The 15332-nt window shown below is 66.0% G+C and carries 12 protein-coding genes; 6 read left to right on the top strand and 6 right to left on the bottom strand.

Annotation, left to right across the window (positions count from 1 at the left end):
- Nucleotides 1–74 precede the first annotated feature (74 nt).
- The 3 genes from ttcA to IB243_RS09565 are packed head-to-tail and all read left to right on the top strand — an operon-like array spanning nucleotide 75 to nucleotide 3889.
- Nucleotides 75–1013 carry a tRNA 2-thiocytidine(32) synthetase TtcA gene (gene ttcA / locus IB243_RS09575; RefSeq protein ID WP_192426566.1) on the top strand — a complete coding sequence of 313 codons (939 nt, stop codon included), beginning with the start codon at nucleotides 75–77 and terminating at the stop codon, nucleotides 1011–1013.
- A gap of 35 nt (nucleotides 1014–1048) precedes the next feature.
- Nucleotides 1049–2488 (top strand): tRNA 5-hydroxyuridine modification protein YegQ, encoded by a 1440-nt coding sequence (gene yegQ / locus IB243_RS09570; RefSeq protein ID WP_192426564.1) that lies wholly within the window; start codon nucleotides 1049–1051, stop codon nucleotides 2486–2488.
- 15 nt (nucleotides 2489–2503) lie between these two features.
- Nucleotides 2504–3889 carry an SH3 domain-containing protein gene (locus IB243_RS09565; RefSeq protein ID WP_225584867.1) on the top strand — a complete coding sequence of 462 codons (1386 nt, stop codon included), beginning with the start codon at nucleotides 2504–2506 and terminating at the stop codon, nucleotides 3887–3889.
- A gap of 602 nt (nucleotides 3890–4491) precedes the next feature.
- Here IB243_RS09565 and IB243_RS09560 read toward each other — a convergent pair.
- Nucleotides 4492–5175 (bottom strand): hypothetical protein, encoded by a 684-nt coding sequence (locus tag IB243_RS09560; RefSeq protein ID WP_192426562.1) that lies wholly within the window; start codon nucleotides 5173–5175, stop codon nucleotides 4492–4494.
- 208 nt (nucleotides 5176–5383) lie between these two features.
- Here IB243_RS09560 and IB243_RS09555 point away from each other — a divergent pair, with 208 nt between their 5' ends.
- Both IB243_RS09555 and IB243_RS09550 read left to right on the top strand, forming a co-directional pair.
- Nucleotides 5384–6529, top strand: a complete 1146-nt coding sequence (locus IB243_RS09555; RefSeq protein ID WP_192426560.1) for a hypothetical protein — start codon at nucleotides 5384–5386, stop codon at nucleotides 6527–6529.
- Nucleotides 6530–6730: 201 nt separating this feature from the next.
- On the top strand, nucleotides 6731–7555 hold the full coding sequence (locus IB243_RS09550; protein ID WP_192426559.1) for an EAL domain-containing protein: 825 nt from the start codon (nucleotides 6731–6733) through the stop codon (nucleotides 7553–7555).
- A gap of 78 nt (nucleotides 7556–7633) precedes the next feature.
- On the opposite strand, the gene IB243_RS09545 is transcribed toward IB243_RS09550, so the two are convergent.
- Nucleotides 7634–8731, bottom strand: coding sequence for a sensor domain-containing diguanylate cyclase (locus tag IB243_RS09545; protein WP_225584866.1), 1098 nt, complete (start codon nucleotides 8729–8731; stop codon nucleotides 7634–7636).
- Nucleotides 8732–8927: 196 nt separating this feature from the next.
- On the opposite strand from IB243_RS09545, the gene IB243_RS09540 reads away from it, so the two are divergent.
- On the top strand, nucleotides 8928–9347 hold the full coding sequence (locus IB243_RS09540) for a BLUF domain-containing protein (RefSeq protein ID WP_010465348.1): 420 nt from the start codon (nucleotides 8928–8930) through the stop codon (nucleotides 9345–9347).
- A gap of 54 nt (nucleotides 9348–9401) precedes the next feature.
- Here IB243_RS09540 and IB243_RS09535 read toward each other — a convergent pair whose 3' ends face one another.
- The 4 genes from IB243_RS09535 to IB243_RS09520 all read right to left on the bottom strand — a co-directional run bounded on the left by IB243_RS09535 (nucleotide 9402) and on the right by IB243_RS09520 (nucleotide 15198).
- On the bottom strand, nucleotides 9402–10766 hold the full coding sequence (locus IB243_RS09535; RefSeq protein ID WP_192426557.1) for an MFS transporter: 1365 nt from the start codon (nucleotides 10764–10766) through the stop codon (nucleotides 9402–9404).
- Complete coding sequence (locus IB243_RS09530) at nucleotides 10763–12418, bottom strand: class I adenylate-forming enzyme family protein (protein ID WP_192426556.1); 1656 nt, start codon at nucleotides 12416–12418, stop codon at nucleotides 10763–10765. The genes IB243_RS09535 and IB243_RS09530 overlap by 4 nt, the downstream gene beginning before the upstream one ends.
- Before the next feature lie 392 nt (nucleotides 12419–12810).
- Nucleotides 12811–14115, bottom strand: a complete 1305-nt coding sequence (locus IB243_RS09525; RefSeq protein ID WP_010465354.1) for a Glu/Leu/Phe/Val dehydrogenase — start codon at nucleotides 14113–14115, stop codon at nucleotides 12811–12813.
- 195 nt (nucleotides 14116–14310) lie between these two features.
- Nucleotides 14311–15198, bottom strand: a complete 888-nt coding sequence (locus IB243_RS09520; RefSeq protein ID WP_192426554.1) for a PPK2 family polyphosphate kinase — start codon at nucleotides 15196–15198, stop codon at nucleotides 14311–14313.
- Nucleotides 15199–15332 lie beyond the last annotated feature (134 nt).

Raw genomic sequence — 15332 nt, 5'->3', positions numbered from 1 at the left:
TGACTCTGCGGCACCCTTACGCCTTCGGTTGAACTTTCGCCCGCACTCTTTGCCAGAACCCCGGCCCGCTCCCCATGTCCGTTACCGCCACCCTGCCCAACACCCCTGTTGCTGAGGCCGCCGAGAAAGCCGCCGCCCACGCCGCGCTCAAGCTCGAAAAGCGCCTGGTGCGCCAGGTCAGCCAGGCCATCACCGACTTCGGCCTCATCGAAGACGGCGACAAGGTCATGGTGTGCGTGTCCGGCGGCAAGGACAGCTACGCCATGCTCGACGTGCTGCGTTTGCTGCAGCAGCGCAACGGGAACCGGTTCGAGCTGATCGCCGTCAACCTCGACCAGAAGCAGCCGGGTTTTCCGGCCCATGTGTTGCCCGAGTATTTGGCGCAGGTCGGCGTGCCCTTTCACATCGAAACGCAGGACACCTACAGCGTCGTCAAGGAGCACATCCCCGAAGGCAAGACCATGTGCAGCCTGTGCAGCCGCCTGCGCCGGGGCATCCTGTACCGCGTGGCTGACGAGCTGGGCTGCACAAAGATCGCGCTGGGCCACCACCGCGACGACATGCTGCAAACGTTCTTCCTCAACATGTTCTTCGGCGGCAAGCTCAAGGGCATGCCGCCCAAGGTGCAGAGCGACCGCGGCGACCACCTCATCATCCGCCCGCTGGCCTACGTGGCCGAAGACGACCTCAGCCGCTGGGCCGACATCCGCGCCTTTCCCATCATCCCGTGCACGCTGTGCGGCAGCCAGGAGAACCTGCAGCGCAAGCAGATCGGCCAGATGCTGCGCGACTGGCAGCAGCTGTACCCCGGCCGCATCGAGAACATGGCCGTGGCCCTGCGCAACCTGGTGCCTTCGCACTTCATGGACCCGCGCCAGTTCGACTTCAAGGGCATGGTGCCCAATGGCGTGCAGGACGCAGATGGCGACAAGGCATTTGATGCCCAAGAGTTTCCGGCGCAGGCCGTGGGCACACTGGCGGGCCTGCCGCTGATGCCCGCCATGCCCCGCTGAAACTGATCCCGACGATTTCTAGATTGGGCCACCCCATGACCATCCTCAAAGCCCCCGAACTCCTGCTGCCCGCGGGCTCGCTCGACAAGATGCGCGCCGCCTACGACTTTGGCGCCGACGCCGTGTACGCCGGCCAGCCGCGCTACTCCCTGCGCGCGCGCAACAACGAGTTCAAGCTCGAGCAGATCCGCCAAGGCATCAGCGAGGCCCATGCACGCGGCAAGAAGTTCTTTGTGACGAGCAACCTGATTGCGCACAACGACAAGATCCGCACCTACCTGCGCGACATCGAGCCCGTCATCGACTGCCAGCCCGACGCCCTCATCATGGCCGACGCCGGCCTGATCATGATGGTCAAGGAGAAGTGGCCCGAGCAGGTGGTGCACCTCTCCGTGCAGGCCAACACCACCAACTGGGCGGCAGTGAAGTTCTGGCAGAAGATGGGCGTGGAGCGCGTCATCCTCTCGCGCGAACTGAGCCTGGACGAGATCGAAAAAATCCGCCAAGAATGCCCCGACATGGAGCTGGAGGTCTTCGTGCACGGCGCGCTGTGCATCGCGTACTCGGGCCGGTGTTTGCTCAGCGGCTATTTCAACCACCGCGACCCCAATCAGGGCACCTGCACCAACGCCTGCCGCTGGAACTACGCCACCCACGACGCTGACATCGACGCCACCACCGGCGAAGCCATTGCGCAAAAGATGGAAGGCGACTTCAACTTCGAGGCCGCGCAGCAGAAAGCGGAGCAAGCCTTTGCATCGACCACCGGCAACGGCGAGCGCCACCCCAAGGCCGACAAGGTCTACCTCATCGAAGAAGCCGGCCGCCCCGGGCAGATGATGCCCATCATGGAAGACGAGCACGGCACGTACATCATGAACAGCAAGGACCTGCGCGCGGTAGAGCACGTGGCGCGCCTGGCGCAGATCGGCGTCGATTCGCTCAAGATCGAAGGCCGCACCAAGAGCCTGTACTACGTGGCCCGCACCGCCCAGGTGTACCGCCGCGCCATCGACGACGCCGTGGCCGGCCGGCCCTTCAACCCCGAGCTGCTCATCGAGCTCGAAGGCCTGTCCAACCGCGGCTACACCGGCGGCCTGCTGGAGCGCCGCCCCAGCAACGACTACCAGAACTACATCAACGGCCACTCGGCCACTCAGCGCAGCCAGTTCGTGGGCGAGGTGCTGGGCGCCGAGGGGCAGGCCGAAGTGGGGCTGCAAGGCGACTGGGTGTTGGTCGAAACCAAGAACCACTTTGCCGTGGGCGACCTGATCGAAGTGGTGCACCCCAGCGGCAACATCACCGTGCGGCTGGACCAGATGCGCAATGCGGAAGGCCAACCGGTGGCGGTGGCGCAAGGCAACCCGGTGCGCGTGTGGATTCCGCTGCCTGCGCGCTATACCGGCGCGCTGCTGGCCCGCGTGGTGGAGGCACCGCCTGCGGCCACGGCGGCCGAACCTGCCGCCATGGCCTGAGCGGGGCGCACCACCATGTGGACACACCATCGCAGCCGAGCGCCTGCTTGGGCACTGTCGGTTGTGGCCGCGCTTGCCAGCGCCAGCGCCCTGGCGCAGGGCTCCACTGCAGGCACGCCGCAGTTGGCGCCCGCCAAGGTGCGCTATGTACAGGGCTCCTGGGTCAACCTGCGCGAGTCGGCCCAGGCCCAAGCCAGCGTGCTGGCCCAGGTGCCGGCCAACACTGCGCTGGAGCAGCTCACTGAGCGCGACGGCTGGTGCGCCGTGCTCTACCGGGGCGATGTGCGCCTCGGCCCCGCATTGGCGGCACCGTTGCAAGCCCATGTGTCCTGCAATCTGCTGTCTGACCAGCCCCTGACCCTGGCCCAGGCGGGCAAGGACGCAGCCCGCGCCTTCTGGGTGGCACCATCGCCCAACCGGCTGCGTGCCTATGGCAACGCCTTGCCCCGGCCGACATCGCTGCAGATCAGCGCCCTGACCAAGACCCACCCGCCCGAGGCGCCCGTGGTGTACCCGGTACGCCCCGAGTTCGAAGCCGCCAAGAAGCTGCTGCGCGCGGGGGTGCTGCTGCGGCCGGACCAGGAGATCAACCGGGGCGAGCCCGTGGACCCGCTCGTCGACCTGAAGCTGGCCACCCGCGCGGTGGACCACATCCCCGCCGTGGCTCCCCTCGCCACGCGGCCCGTTCTGCCCGCGATTGCCCCGTCGTACTTCCGCACCCACGCCAGCGTGGCCCTGCTGCACGAAACGGATGCCGATGGCCTGGCGGCGGTGGCGGGAACCCGCATCAGCGTGGTCCCCACCGGCGCGCCGCATGGCAGCTTCAACCGCCACATGGGGCCCGAGATTGAGTTTGTGACCGGCTTCTGGGACGTGGGGTCTGCCGACCTGGCCTTTGCCCCCGCGCTCACCCTGTATGCCGTCACCCACCAGGGGCTGGTTGGCGCACGGGCCCTGCGCCAGCGCTATTGGGACATCAGCAACGCCGACCACTACTGCGGCGGCCACTACCTCGGCAAGGGCTTTGACGACCCGCGCGAGGATGAAACGGTCCCCGTGCGTGGCTACGCCAAACTGTCCGACACCGCCGAGGTGCTGGTCCGCCTGGTCGTGCCCGGCAAGCTGCCGCCCGATGCCGTGAAGGTAAAGACCCGCCGCTATGCCACGAGCTGGATGCAGCCCGCCGACCCGCCCATCCGCGACAAGCCCCAGCGCAAGAACACGGCGGTGATGGTGCACGAGATCGACGTGGACCGCGATGGTGTGGCGGACATCCTGCGCATCGATACCCCTGCGCCGGGTGGCATGAGCTTTGAGCCGGTTTTTGACTGGCGGTGGTACTTGAACATCAACGGCCAGTGGTTCCGGGCGGGGTATTGGGTGGATCAGGAGTGCACGTGAGTGACGGGCAGTCGGACAAGAGCAGCGGACGGAGGCTAGGCAATGCTCAGCGCGAAGACTGCCAGCCCGCTGCCAACGGGCGTATGGGCTGATATGTCCGCGTTAGTCTCACTTAGCGGAGCATGTCGGATACCCGGAGCGGCAGGAATTTCTTTTGCTCCCGCAGTTGCTCCATCCAGAAGCTCTATTTGCGAAAAAGGGCAACGACCTTGCCCACTAACCATGCTCCGCTGGCCAGGATTAACACCCCTGTAAGCACCCCCCAAACTTGCCACCATCCACTCGAACCACCGTACGGAATTACGGAAGCGATGGCTACTACACCGATGCCTAACCAGATTGCCAGTGCAAGCACTGGAACAAGGCATCCCCAATGCCCACCACTTGAGCGATCTGAAGGGCGCGTCTCAAGCGGTGTCCAAGAACTGCCTGGGCCAAAGCGCGCGTCGCAATGTGGGCAAATCAACACCTCAGTCGACTCGAGAGGCTGGGAGCAATTGGGGCAATAGGCCATCTTTGGTTTGCAGCGGAAGTTTTGTTTAAGCGTTAGTGTGATGCCTGCGAACCGGGACCTGCGAGCGGGACAACGGTCGCTTGCCTTGTCAATGTACAGGGCTTGGGTATGAGGAGTTCACAGGCACGTTCCCGGGCTGCCGCAATAACGCCCCCAACACCAGCGCCTCCGCCACCACCTCCAACGCTTCCTCCATCGTGGCCAGCGGCGCGGGCAGTTCTGGCAGCCAGCCCCCATGCGGCTGCACCTCCGGCCATTGGTCCACGCCAATCGCCACCAGCCCCACCGCGAACCCGGCCCACAGCAGGGCCCGGGTGCTGCGGTGGCTCAGCGCCCCGTGCAGCCAGGCCAGCGAAAACAAACCCACCACCGCGACCGCGAGCATCGGTGCCTCGCGCACTGCGCTCCAGCGACAGGCATCGGTCCATTCGTGGCAGCGGAACTTCCACAACTCATGCAGCATGAACTGCTCGTCCAGCGCCAGCGCGCCGAAGGCCAGCACCAGCCACACGCCCAGCCGCCAGGGCAGGCAGCGCTCGGCCGTCAGGCGCAGCGCGGTGATGCACAGCGTGAGCAGCAGCGCACTCGACAGCCACGATGCGGGCGAGTTGTCGGAGCGGAATGCGCGCTCCCAGCCCGGTGCAAAGATCCACGCGCTGAACAGCAGAAATCCCGCCACCGCGCCCAGCAGGGCGGGTGCGACCCAGCGGTGAGGCGCTGGTCTGGGGCCTGGCGTGTTGTCGGATAACCGGAGGGTGGGGTGCTGGGGCATGGCGGGGTTTGAAACCACGGGGTGCTGGCGTTGGGCGGACCAGCGGGGCGATCAAATTTTGAATCAAATAGGCCGCTGGCGCTTTACTGTATTGTATTTTGAGCTATGTATTTAATAGCGTTTTGGTGAGCTGCCGCGCTGTGGGCGGCGCGCCCTGTTCACGCCGGTCGAATCGCTACAGAATCGGGCATCCCTCTGCACGTACGGTATGGCCCTTCCCATCGACCCCTCCCGCAGCGCGCTGCCGCCCGTGGCCCAGTTTCTGGCCGAGGCGGCGCTGCAGCGGCAGTCGGCGTTGCTGGGGCTGGACAAGCCCACCCCAGCGCCCGCACCGCTGCCCACGGCCGACCCGAGCGCGCCCCCGCCCACACCCACCTCGCCCAGCCCCCCCGCTGGGCCTTTGCCTGCCCCGGCCGACAAGGCCAGCATCTCGGCCCAGGCGCGCGAGCAGCTCGGTGCAGGTTTTGACCCACGGCGCGAAGGGGCAGACCGTGCCGCCGCAGCTGCCGCCTCGGGTGCCCGGCCCGGTGGTGCACTGCGGGGGCCTTTGTCACCACCGCCGCTGCCCGTGGGGGCGCCAGCGCCGGCACCCGCCGTGTCCGCCCCTTCTGCCACATCGGTGTCGGGCGCCGACTGGCCTGCCACAGGGCTGGGCACGCCGCTGATGCGCATGGTGGGTGCGCTGGTGGCGCAGCTCACGGCGGGCAGCGGGGCGCCCCAGCGGGTCACGGCCGCCCAGCCCTGGCCCATCGGGCTGGCGCAGGCGCTGGAAAGCGGTGCGGTGGACGCTGATGCCCCCCCGCTGCAGACCTGGCTGGTGCGCCAGGGCAGCGTGCAGACGCCCGAAGGCCCGCGTGGCTTTGCGCTGACCCTGCGCGTTCCGGTGCCATGGCTGGCGTCGCAGGCGCCTTCGGGTGCGGCGGCGTCGGCATCTGCTGCGTCCACGGCGGCCGCTGCCGTGCCCCCTGCGGTGCCGCTGCTGCAGGTGCCGTTCACGGGGAACGCGCAGTCGCTGCAATCCGGGGTGTTTGCGCTGGTGTTGCAGGGTCTGGAGGCGTCGGCCCCCCGCACCAGTGCCTTGCTGGTGATGGATTTCCAGCCGCAATTGCCCGCCACCGTGTATGGCCGCGACATGCTGACGCAACTGCGCATGGACCCCTGGACGCAGATGGCCGTGCTGCAGGCCAGCGGGCAGGTGCCGCGCGAGGAAGACCGGGCGCGCAACGGGGCGTCAGGCCTGTGCGAGACGGTGGGCTGCCCCTACGCCGCGCGGGCCGAATGCGCGCAGCCGTTTTGCCTGGCGATGCGTGGCGTGCTGCCGCCCGAGCCGGTGGGGCCAACGCCCAGTGCCTGAGAACGTGTTGACGATCCCCTGCAAGACCGTGAAGACGTTCCCAGGGGCTTCAAATCGCTGCTCGTGTTGAAACGGTGGTCGTCGAATCAGGGTGCAGCCCCAGGGTCTGAAATCGCACACGGACATTTGCAGGCAGAGGCTTGCATGAGGTCAAATTCCACCCCACGCCATCATTTTTGAATCGAATGGAAAATCCGAGCCATGCGCGCGCTTCGTTCCTCCCAGGCCAATTCTTCGTTTCCTGCTGATTTCATCCCGCTCGGCGGCACTTCGCAAGACTGCGAGGACTGCGGAAAGGCCGTGGGGCTGGGGTTTCAGTTTGACTATGCCTACCAGCCCATCGTGGACGTGGGGCGCCGGGCGGTCTTTGCACACGAAGCGTTGGTGAGAGGGCCTGGTGGCGAGGGCGCGATGACTGTGCTGTCGCAGGTCAACGACCACAACCGCTATCGCTTTGACCAGGCCTGCCGGGTGAAGGCCATCAAGGGCGCGGCCGAGCTGGGACTGGCGCAGCCGGTGTCGATCAATTTCCTGCCCAACGCGATCTACAAGCCCGAGGTGTGCATCCGCACAACCCTGGAGGCGGCCAGAGCGCATGGCTTTCCGCTGGAGCAGATCATCTTCGAGGTGACCGAGGGCGAGCGCATCGAGGACGGCCCCTGGTTTGCACAGATCCTGCGCGAGTACAAGCGCTGCGGCTTCCAGACTGCCATTGACGATTTCGGAGCGGGCTACGCAGGCATGAAGCTGTTGTCGGATTTTCAGCCCGACATCATCAAGATCGACATGGACCTCATCCGCAACGTGGATACCAACCGCGCCCGCCAGGCCATCGTGCGCAGCCTGGTGCGCCTGTGCGAGGAGATGAACATCAAGGTCGTCGCCGAAGGTATCGAAACTCCCGCAGAACGCGACTTCCTGTGGGATGTGGGGATCAGCCTGATGCAAGGCTATCTGTTTGCCAGGCCCGCATTTCGTTCGGTGGCCACGGTGGACGCCTCGGCCTTCGATATCTCGCCCCGCTGAGCGCACATTCTCGGCATAGCACCGCTTTCAAGGATTGAAGCGAGAAGGAAGGCCCCTGCGAAAACCTGGTGTGCCAGCCTATGCTGCCACCACGCGATTTCTTCCGGATCTTTTCGCTGCGTACAGCGCTGCATCAGCCCGCGCGAAGAGGCTGCGGGCACTCTCTGCGTCTCGCAGGCTGGCCGCACCGATGCTGATGGTGGTGGGCTGGCACAGCCAGCTCGCCTGGGCCACCGCAACGCGCATTCTCTGGGCGACTTCGTGTGCGCCGGTCGCGTCGGTGTGGGGAAGGATCACCGCGAATTCTTCTCCCCCCACACGGGCCACGATGTCGATGATCCTGACGCAACCGCTCAACACTTGCGCGATCGACCGCAGCACCTTGTCTCCCGCGGCGTGGCCGAAGTTGTCATTGATCTGCTTGAAATGGTCCACGTCCAGCATGAGCAGGCTCAGGGGCGAGCGCGTGCGCTCCACCACGGCCAGCTCCAGTTCCAGGCTGTCATCGAACGCGCGCCGATTGCGCAGGCCCGTCAGCGGGTCGGTCCGGGCCAGCTCGTTGAGGGCCAGGTTCAGTTCGTCCACCTTTTGGAGTTGCTGGAGCAGCTGCTGGTTGAGCGTCTCGGCGCTCTGCAGCGCCCTGCGCAGCCGGATCTCGCGCATCGTGGAGTGGGCCAGTTCGACCAGGACTTCGATGTCCTGCTGCGTCCATTGCTTGGGCTTGAAATCCACGGCGCAGAAACTGCCAAGCACCTCGCCAGCTTCGTTTTTCAGGGGAATGCCGGCATAGGCGCGCACCCCCAGTGACGCCACGGTGGGGACGTCTCGAAATACCGGCAGCACAGTGGCATCTTCCAGCACCAGGGGGCCTTCGGAAACCATGGCGTAGTGGCAGAAGGTCCGCCCGGTGAGCTGCCGCTGGGTGTTCAACGGCGCGCCCATGCCAAACGTGCTTTTGTAGAAATCGCGGCGGGAGTCCACCAGCGATATGAAGGTGACAGGAGCCCCGGTGATCTTGGAGGCCAGTCGGGTCAATCGGTCAAAACTCTCTTCGGCGATGCTGTCCAGCAAGCCGGTTTCGCGCACCGCAGCCAGGCGCTGGGGGTTGCAAAGCGCCGCCTGTATCTGGGTTCCGTCGGCAGGCTTGGGGGGCGGCAGTTCCGTCATGGGTGTCATACCGAGTTGGGCTGCTGGAAGTTACACGATCCCCTCGGGCAGCGGTGCCGCTGTGCGCAAAGACCCTCCACGCAGGCGCCGTCTGTGGTGGGCCAAGAGGCTTCGGTGGGATTCTCCGACGGGTTTTGAGGGGTTATCCCACCGCAGGCAACCCAGCGGGGCCAGCGCTGACACACTCGGCGTTTTGGAGATATACATGTTGATACAACTGATCTACGCGAGCCGGTCTTCGCGTGTGCTGGGACCTGCAGACGTCAAGGACATCCTGGGGGCATCACAGCGCAACAACACCCGCGCCGGGATCACGGGAGCCCTGTGCCTGAACAACGGCATCTTTCTGCAGCTGCTCGAAGGTGACCGTGCTGCCGTCAACGCGCTGTACCACCGTCTGCTGAAGGACGGCCGCCACCGCGACACGGCGGTCCTCGATTTGAGCGAGATCCCTCATCGGCGCTTCACCGGCTGGTCGATGGGACTGATCGCTTCGCTTGAGGCCAACCGTCAGATGTTCCTGAAATACTCCGGGACCGCCGACTTTGACCCCTACAGCATGCCTGCCGCCACTTTGCGCAGCTTCTTCGACGAGATTCTGCAGAACGTCCGCTGGCTGGAATGATCTGGCAACACCCGGCTTGCGGCCAGCCGTGCACTCCCGGTCGTCTGCAGGTTCTCAGGGCGTGCCACTGTGGCGCAAGATCTCTGCGTGGCGCGACCGGGTGATCGGATAGGCCACCAGCAGCGGAATCGCCAGCACCAGGCACACCGCTGGCAGGATGCCCGTCATCAGCGTGATGCCCTGCAGCGCCGTGGCGGACTGCGCCACGTTGGGTACGTAGCCCGTCAGGTCCAGCATGCCTGCCACCAGCACGGTGGCCAGCGTGCGCGCCAGTTTGTCCATCAGGCCATACAGGCCATAGTACATGCCGGTCTTGCGCTCGCCGGTTTGCATGTGGCCGTGGTCGATGGTGTCGGGCACCATGGCAAAAGGCACGATCCAGTGCGAGCCCATGCCGATACCGACCACCACCAAAATGGCGGTGACCAGGCGTTGGTCTCCTGGGCCCACCCAGTGCAGCGCCACCAGCCCGGCCGCGCAAAAAACCAGGCCCAGGATGTAGGCCAGGTTCTTTTCCCAGCGGTCCACCACGCGCTTCCAAACGAACAGCGACAGGCCCACCACGCCCAGCAGGGTGCCCATGAAGCGGGGCAGGTCGCCCTTGTCACCCTGCAGTTGGTAGATCACGAAATACGCGAGCGAGGCCTGCACCAGCGTCAGGCCCAGGCGCACCAGCGTTGCGGCGGACATGAGCATCAGGAAGGGGCGGTTGTGCAGCGTGGTCCGCAAGGTTTCGCGCACGGACTCCCACATCGCGGGGCTATCGGCGTCGGCGGGCCGCACCGGATCGCCCGCCGGTTCGCGCACGCGCCAGGCCACCACGGCCATCGCCACGCCTGCGACCAGCCCGAAACACGAGCCCGCCAGCGCATAGCCCGTGCGGGCGTCCGGCGCTGCCCGGACCAGCATCGGCATGAACACGCTGCCCGCAAAAAAACCCAGCAGGGCGCCCATCGATGCGTAGGCTGTGAGGCTGGTGCGCTCGTCGTAGTCGCGGGTCATGTTGGCGGCCATGGCCTGGTAGGGCAGCTGCACCAGGGTCATGAGCGTGTCGAACACCGTGTAGGTCAGGGCGATCCACAGGAAGGCGGCCCAGGGGCTCAGGCCTGGCGGCACCATCCACACGGCTGCCGCCGCCACGCCGAGCGGGAGCGCGCCGTAGATCAGGTAGACCCGGTGGCGGCCATGGCGCGAACGTGTTCGGTCGGTCACCCAGCCAAAAAGCGGATCGTTGACGGTGTCCCACACCTTGCCCACCAGCAGGGCCGCACCCGCCACGGCGGGCGCCACCAGGGCCACGTCGGTGTAGAAGATCATGAGCATGAAGTTCATGGCGGCAATCAGCATCTGCAGGCCGACATTGCCGGTGGCGTAGCTCAGCTTGGTGCCCAGCGTGAGCCGGGTGGCTGGGCCCGTCATGGATGCGCGGCCGAAAGAGGCGCCGTTGGGCTCGCGGTGGCGGGGGCATGGGCCACGCGGGGCGGGGCGGCCTCCAGCATCAGGCGCACCTCGCGGCGCAGCATCTTGTTGAGGAAGCTTCGGGGGATCTCTTCGACGATGCGCACATCGTCGGGCTGTTGGGCGGTGGGCAGCTTGTGCGCCAAGTATTGGGCAATGTCGTGCTCCAGCGCCAGCCGGTCGTGCCCGGTGCGCCAGCTCTGGCGCAGGCTCAGCACCAGCACGGCCGTGGCGCCATGCTGCACCAGGCACGCCTCCTTGACGGCGGGGTGCGTGTGCGCCACCTCTTCCACCTCGCGGGGGTTGAGCCACTGCCCATGGCGCAGGACACGGTCGGCGCTGCGGCCCAGCACATGGAGGTAGCCGGCTGCGTCGAAGTAACCCACATCGCCCATCACCACCCAGCCATCGCGCAGCGTCTCCTGGGTTTTTTCGGGGTCGAGCCAGTAGCCGTCAAAACGCACCGGCGTCAACACGGTGATGAGGCCCATCTGGCCCAGCGGCAAGGGCGCGAACTGTTCGTCGCGGATGACCACCTGCACCCCGGGCATCACCCGGCCCACGGTGGAGAGGATGTCATTGCCCAGTGGCTGGCCCTGCGCGTCCACATGCTGGTGGGGCAGCAGCCAGGTGATGGGCGGAAGCGCCTCCAGGCAACCGTAGCCTTGCTGGAAGATCGGCCCGAAGCGGCGGATGGCCTCAGCGATCTTGGGCGCCGGCATCATCTCGGAACCGTAGGGCACGTGCGTGAGGGACGAGAGGTCGTACTGACCCAGCGTGGGCTCGTCCAGCAGGTCGATGATGGCCGAGGGCGACAGAAAGGCGCGGGAGACGTGGTGCTTCTGGATCAACGCGGCCAGGGTGGCGGCGCAGAAGTCTTCCGGCATCACCAGCGTGGCGCCCGCCAGCAAGGTGGGCAGCACCAGGCCGGAACCCGGCCCCGTGAGTGGCAAGCCCAGCATGTTCACATCCTGGCGGCTGGCGGGGGGCCGGAAGTCGATGGACCGGGAGATCAGCCGCACGCTGTCGAGGTACTTGCGGTTGCTGTAGCCGATGGATTTGGGCAGCCCCGTGGTGCCCGAGGTCATGTGCAGCGCAAAGATATCGTCTTCGTGCAGCGTGGCTGTGCCGGGTGCGGGGGCGTGCTGCGCCAGCGCCTGCTCGTAGTCTTCGCCCAGCGCCAGCAGGTGTATCCCTGGCAGTTGTTCGCGCACGGCCTGCAGGATGGGCGCGCTCAGCAGCGGGTCGTGGATGAGCACCACGGGCTTGACGCGCACCATGGTGGCCAGCGCCGCATCGGCCGGCAGGTGTTTGTGAAAGCTCGCGAAGATGGTGCCGTTCTCGAACGTGGCGAGCCGGGTTTCATACTGTTCGCCGGTCTCGGGCAGCAGGGTGAACACGACATCGCCCTTCTTCACGCCCTGCGCCTGCATCCAGGCCTGCAGCCGCTCTACACGTTCTTGCAGCTGTGCGTAGGTGAGGGTGCCACGCCGGTCGATGAGCGCAGGCTTGTGGGCATTGCGGCGGTACGCCAGGCGCGCCACCGACCGTGCCGTGCGCAGGCGGCTGAGCAGAAAGCGCACCACCAGGCTGCGCAGGGATGGAAGGGCCACGGAAGTCTCCGAGAGAAGGCATGGCCGGCCAGTTTTTCATGGGGGCAGGTTGCAAGCCGCCACAATTTGTATGTACGCGTATCTTGTTGTTGCTGGCACGTCTGTGCGGTCGGTTTGGACCAGCCAACGGCACGTGGCATTGCAGCGCCGTCGCTGCCGCGCCACAGCGCATGTGTGCCAGCACAGATGAAAGCAAAAAAACCGCCAGGGCCGGATCGCGGCACTGGCGGTTTTGTTAGGGACTTACCGCCGGGGTGGGGCGGGAGACACGGATGACGGCAGGGCCTGTGGAGAGTGCTCAATCCAGACCAGTGCCACCGTGGAACTGGCTTTGCCAGGCCACGGGTGGCGTCCCCCTCAGGGGGAAGGCGCCGGAGGCGACACAGGGGGAATCACGGATACAGTCCGCGCATTTCGCGCGCATGCAGGATGCGCTGGCAGGCCACGATGAAGGTGGCGGTGCGCAGGCTCACCTTGTGCTCCTGGGCTACTTGCCAGATGCCGGAAAAAGCCTCTTGCATGATGCGCACCAGGCGCGCGTTGATTTCGTCCTCGCTCCAGAAGAAGCTGGAGAAGTCCTGCACCCATTCGAAATAGCTCACCGTCACGCCGCCGGCGTTGGCGATCACGTCGGGCAGCACCAGCACGCCCTTGTCGTGCAGGATGTCGTCGGCCTCGGTGGTCGTGGGGCCGTTGGCGCCTTCGATCACGAGCTTGGCCTTGATCTGGCCCGCGTTGTCCTTGGTGATCTGGCCTTCCAGCGCGGCAGGAATCAGGATCTCGCAATCCACGCCCCAGAACTCCTCGGGCTTCATCACATCGGCGCCGGCAAAGCCGCCCACGCCGCCACGGGTCTTCACATGCGCCAGCAGCGCGGGCACATCCACGCCCTTGCTGTTGAAGATGGTGCCGGTGTGGTCCTGCACGGCCACCACCTTAGCGCCTGCTTCGGCAAACAGCTTGGCCGCAATGCCGCCCACGTTGCCAAAGCCCTGCACCGCCACGCGGGCGCCGTCGAGCGCCAGTCCGGTCAGCTTGGCGGCTTCCACGCCCACGGTGTACACGCCGCGGCCGGTGGCCTCGACACGGCCCAGCGAGCCGCCCAGGTCCACGGGCTTGCCGGTGACCACGCCGGTGGCGGTGGCGCCTGTGTTCATCGAATACGTGTCCATCATCCAGGCCATGATCTGGCCGTTGGTGTTCACGTCAGGTGCGGGGATGTCCTTGGACGGGCCGATCAGCAGGCCGATCTCGCTGGTGTAGCGGCGCGTCAGGCGCTCCAGTTCACCCATCGAGAGCTTCTTGGGGTCCACGCGGATGCCGCCCTTGGCACCGCCGTAGGGCACGTTCACTGCGGCGTTCTTGACCGACATCCAGGCCGACAGGGCCATCACTTCCGACAGCGTCACATCCTGGTGAAAACGCACGCCGCCCTTGCCGGGGCCGCGGCTCAGGTTGTGCTGCACGCGGTAGCCCTCGTAGTGGGCGATGGTGCCGTTGTCCAGCTCGATCGGTACGTCCACGATCAGGATGCGCTTGGGGCGCTTGAGCGTTTCCACCCAACGCGCCAGGCTGCCCAGGTAGGGGGTGACGCGGTCTACCTGCTGCAGGTAGTTGCCCCAGGGGCCGAGGTGGTCGGCCTGCAGATACGAGGGCAGGGTGTGGGTGGTGCCAGCAGCACCAGTGGGTGAAGACATGGTGAATTCCTTGTGGGATCAGTTCAGGCTGCGAAGCTTATGCCTGCCGCCGCACGCTGTCTAAGGCCGTAGTGTTTGGGTGCTATGCAAATAATGCATAACCGCGGGAAAACACCGCCCAATGCGGCGCTGCAGCAAAAGTGTGGCTAATGGATGCGCTGAAAAGGCAGCGTGGTGCACTGCCACACAAAGGTGTTATTCGACCGTGAAACGGGTCAGCGCGGGGTCGCCGGCGGGGTAGCGCAGGTCCAGGTTCTGCAGCAGCTCGCGCAGCACCGTGGCGATCATCAGGTTGCGGTGGGTCTTGGAGTTGGAAGGCACGATGGTCCAAGGGGCCCAGGGCGTGTGGGTGGCGGCCAGCAGGGTGCCATAGGTATCTTGGTACTGCGCCCACTGCTTGCGCACCTCGATATCGCCCATGCTGAACTTCCAGTGCTTGGTGGGGTCGTCCAGGCGCTCCTGCAGCCGCTCGCGCTGCTCGTCAAAGCCGATGTGCAGCAGGAACTTGAGCACGATGGTGCCCGTCTCGCTGAGCATGCGCTCGAAGTCGTTGATGTGCGCCAGCCGCTGCTGGTGCTGCGCGGGCGTGATCCAGCCGTTGACCACGGGCACCAGCACGTCCTCGTAGTGGCTGCGGTTGAACACGGTGATGTCACCGGCCTGCGGCACCTGCTGGTGGATGCGCCAGAGGTAATCGTGGGCTCGCTCGGCTTCGGTGGGGGCTTTCCAGCCGACGGCGTGCACGCCCAGGGCGCTCATGCGGCCAAACACGCCACGGATCGTGCCGTCCTTGCCCGAGGTGTCGGTGCCTTGCAGCACCACCAGCAGCTTGTGGCGCTTGTCTGCGTAGAACAGGTTCTGCAGCGTGTCGAGCTCGGCAGCCAGTGCATCGACCGCCGCCTTGTCCTCGGATTTGCTGCCCAGCGAAAACGGTTTGGCGCCAGGGTCGAAATCTTCCAGCGATACGGCAGTCGGTGGGGCCTTGCTGCGCCGCCCTTGGGTTGCTGGCTCGGCGGGGCCGGGTTGCCAGGGCAGGCAGCGCTGCCACAGGGAGGATTGGCTCGAATCAAGGGGAAACGGCATGGGGGCTCCGGGCAATGCGGCAGATGGCCCCATTGGAACACTGCGCCCCGGCGGTGGCGTGCCAACGGTTCGCAAAACGTGCGGCGCGTGACTTCGCTCCGTCCCCCCGGGCTGAAGTGCCCGCGGGTGTGGCG

It is taken from the genome of Acidovorax sp. ACV01, from assembly GCF_014851495.1.
GTDB lineage: Bacteria > Pseudomonadota > Gammaproteobacteria > Burkholderiales > Burkholderiaceae_C > Acidovorax > Acidovorax radicis.
This window is presented reverse-complemented; position numbering and strand designations above follow the sequence as displayed.

What these genes read in the sequence shown, in the direction of transcription:
- ttcA (WP_192426566.1), top strand. Translation starts at nt 75, where the DNA reads ATGTCCGTTACCGCCACCCTGCCCAACACCCCTGTTGCTGAGGCCGCC.
- yegQ (WP_192426564.1), top strand. Translation starts at nt 1,049, where the DNA reads ATGACCATCCTCAAAGCCCCCGAACTCCTGCTGCCCGCGGGCTCGCTC.
- IB243_RS09565 (WP_225584867.1), top strand. Translation starts at nt 2,504, where the DNA reads ATGTGGACACACCATCGCAGCCGAGCGCCTGCTTGGGCACTGTCGGTT.
- IB243_RS09560 (WP_192426562.1), bottom strand. Translation starts at nt 5,175, where the DNA reads ATGCCCCAGCACCCCACCCTCCGGTTATCCGACAACACGCCAGGCCCC.
- IB243_RS09555 (WP_192426560.1), top strand. Translation starts at nt 5,384, where the DNA reads ATGGCCCTTCCCATCGACCCCTCCCGCAGCGCGCTGCCGCCCGTGGCC.
- IB243_RS09550 (WP_192426559.1), top strand. Translation starts at nt 6,731, where the DNA reads ATGCGCGCGCTTCGTTCCTCCCAGGCCAATTCTTCGTTTCCTGCTGAT.
- IB243_RS09545 (WP_225584866.1), bottom strand. Translation starts at nt 8,731, where the DNA reads ATGACACCCATGACGGAACTGCCGCCCCCCAAGCCTGCCGACGGAACC.
- IB243_RS09540 (WP_010465348.1), top strand. Translation starts at nt 8,928, where the DNA reads ATGTTGATACAACTGATCTACGCGAGCCGGTCTTCGCGTGTGCTGGGA.
- IB243_RS09535 (WP_192426557.1), bottom strand. Translation starts at nt 10,766, where the DNA reads ATGACGGGCCCAGCCACCCGGCTCACGCTGGGCACCAAGCTGAGCTAC.
- IB243_RS09525 (WP_010465354.1), bottom strand. Translation starts at nt 14,115, where the DNA reads ATGTCTTCACCCACTGGTGCTGCTGGCACCACCCACACCCTGCCCTCG.
- IB243_RS09520 (WP_192426554.1), bottom strand. Translation starts at nt 15,198, where the DNA reads ATGCCGTTTCCCCTTGATTCGAGCCAATCCTCCCTGTGGCAGCGCTGC.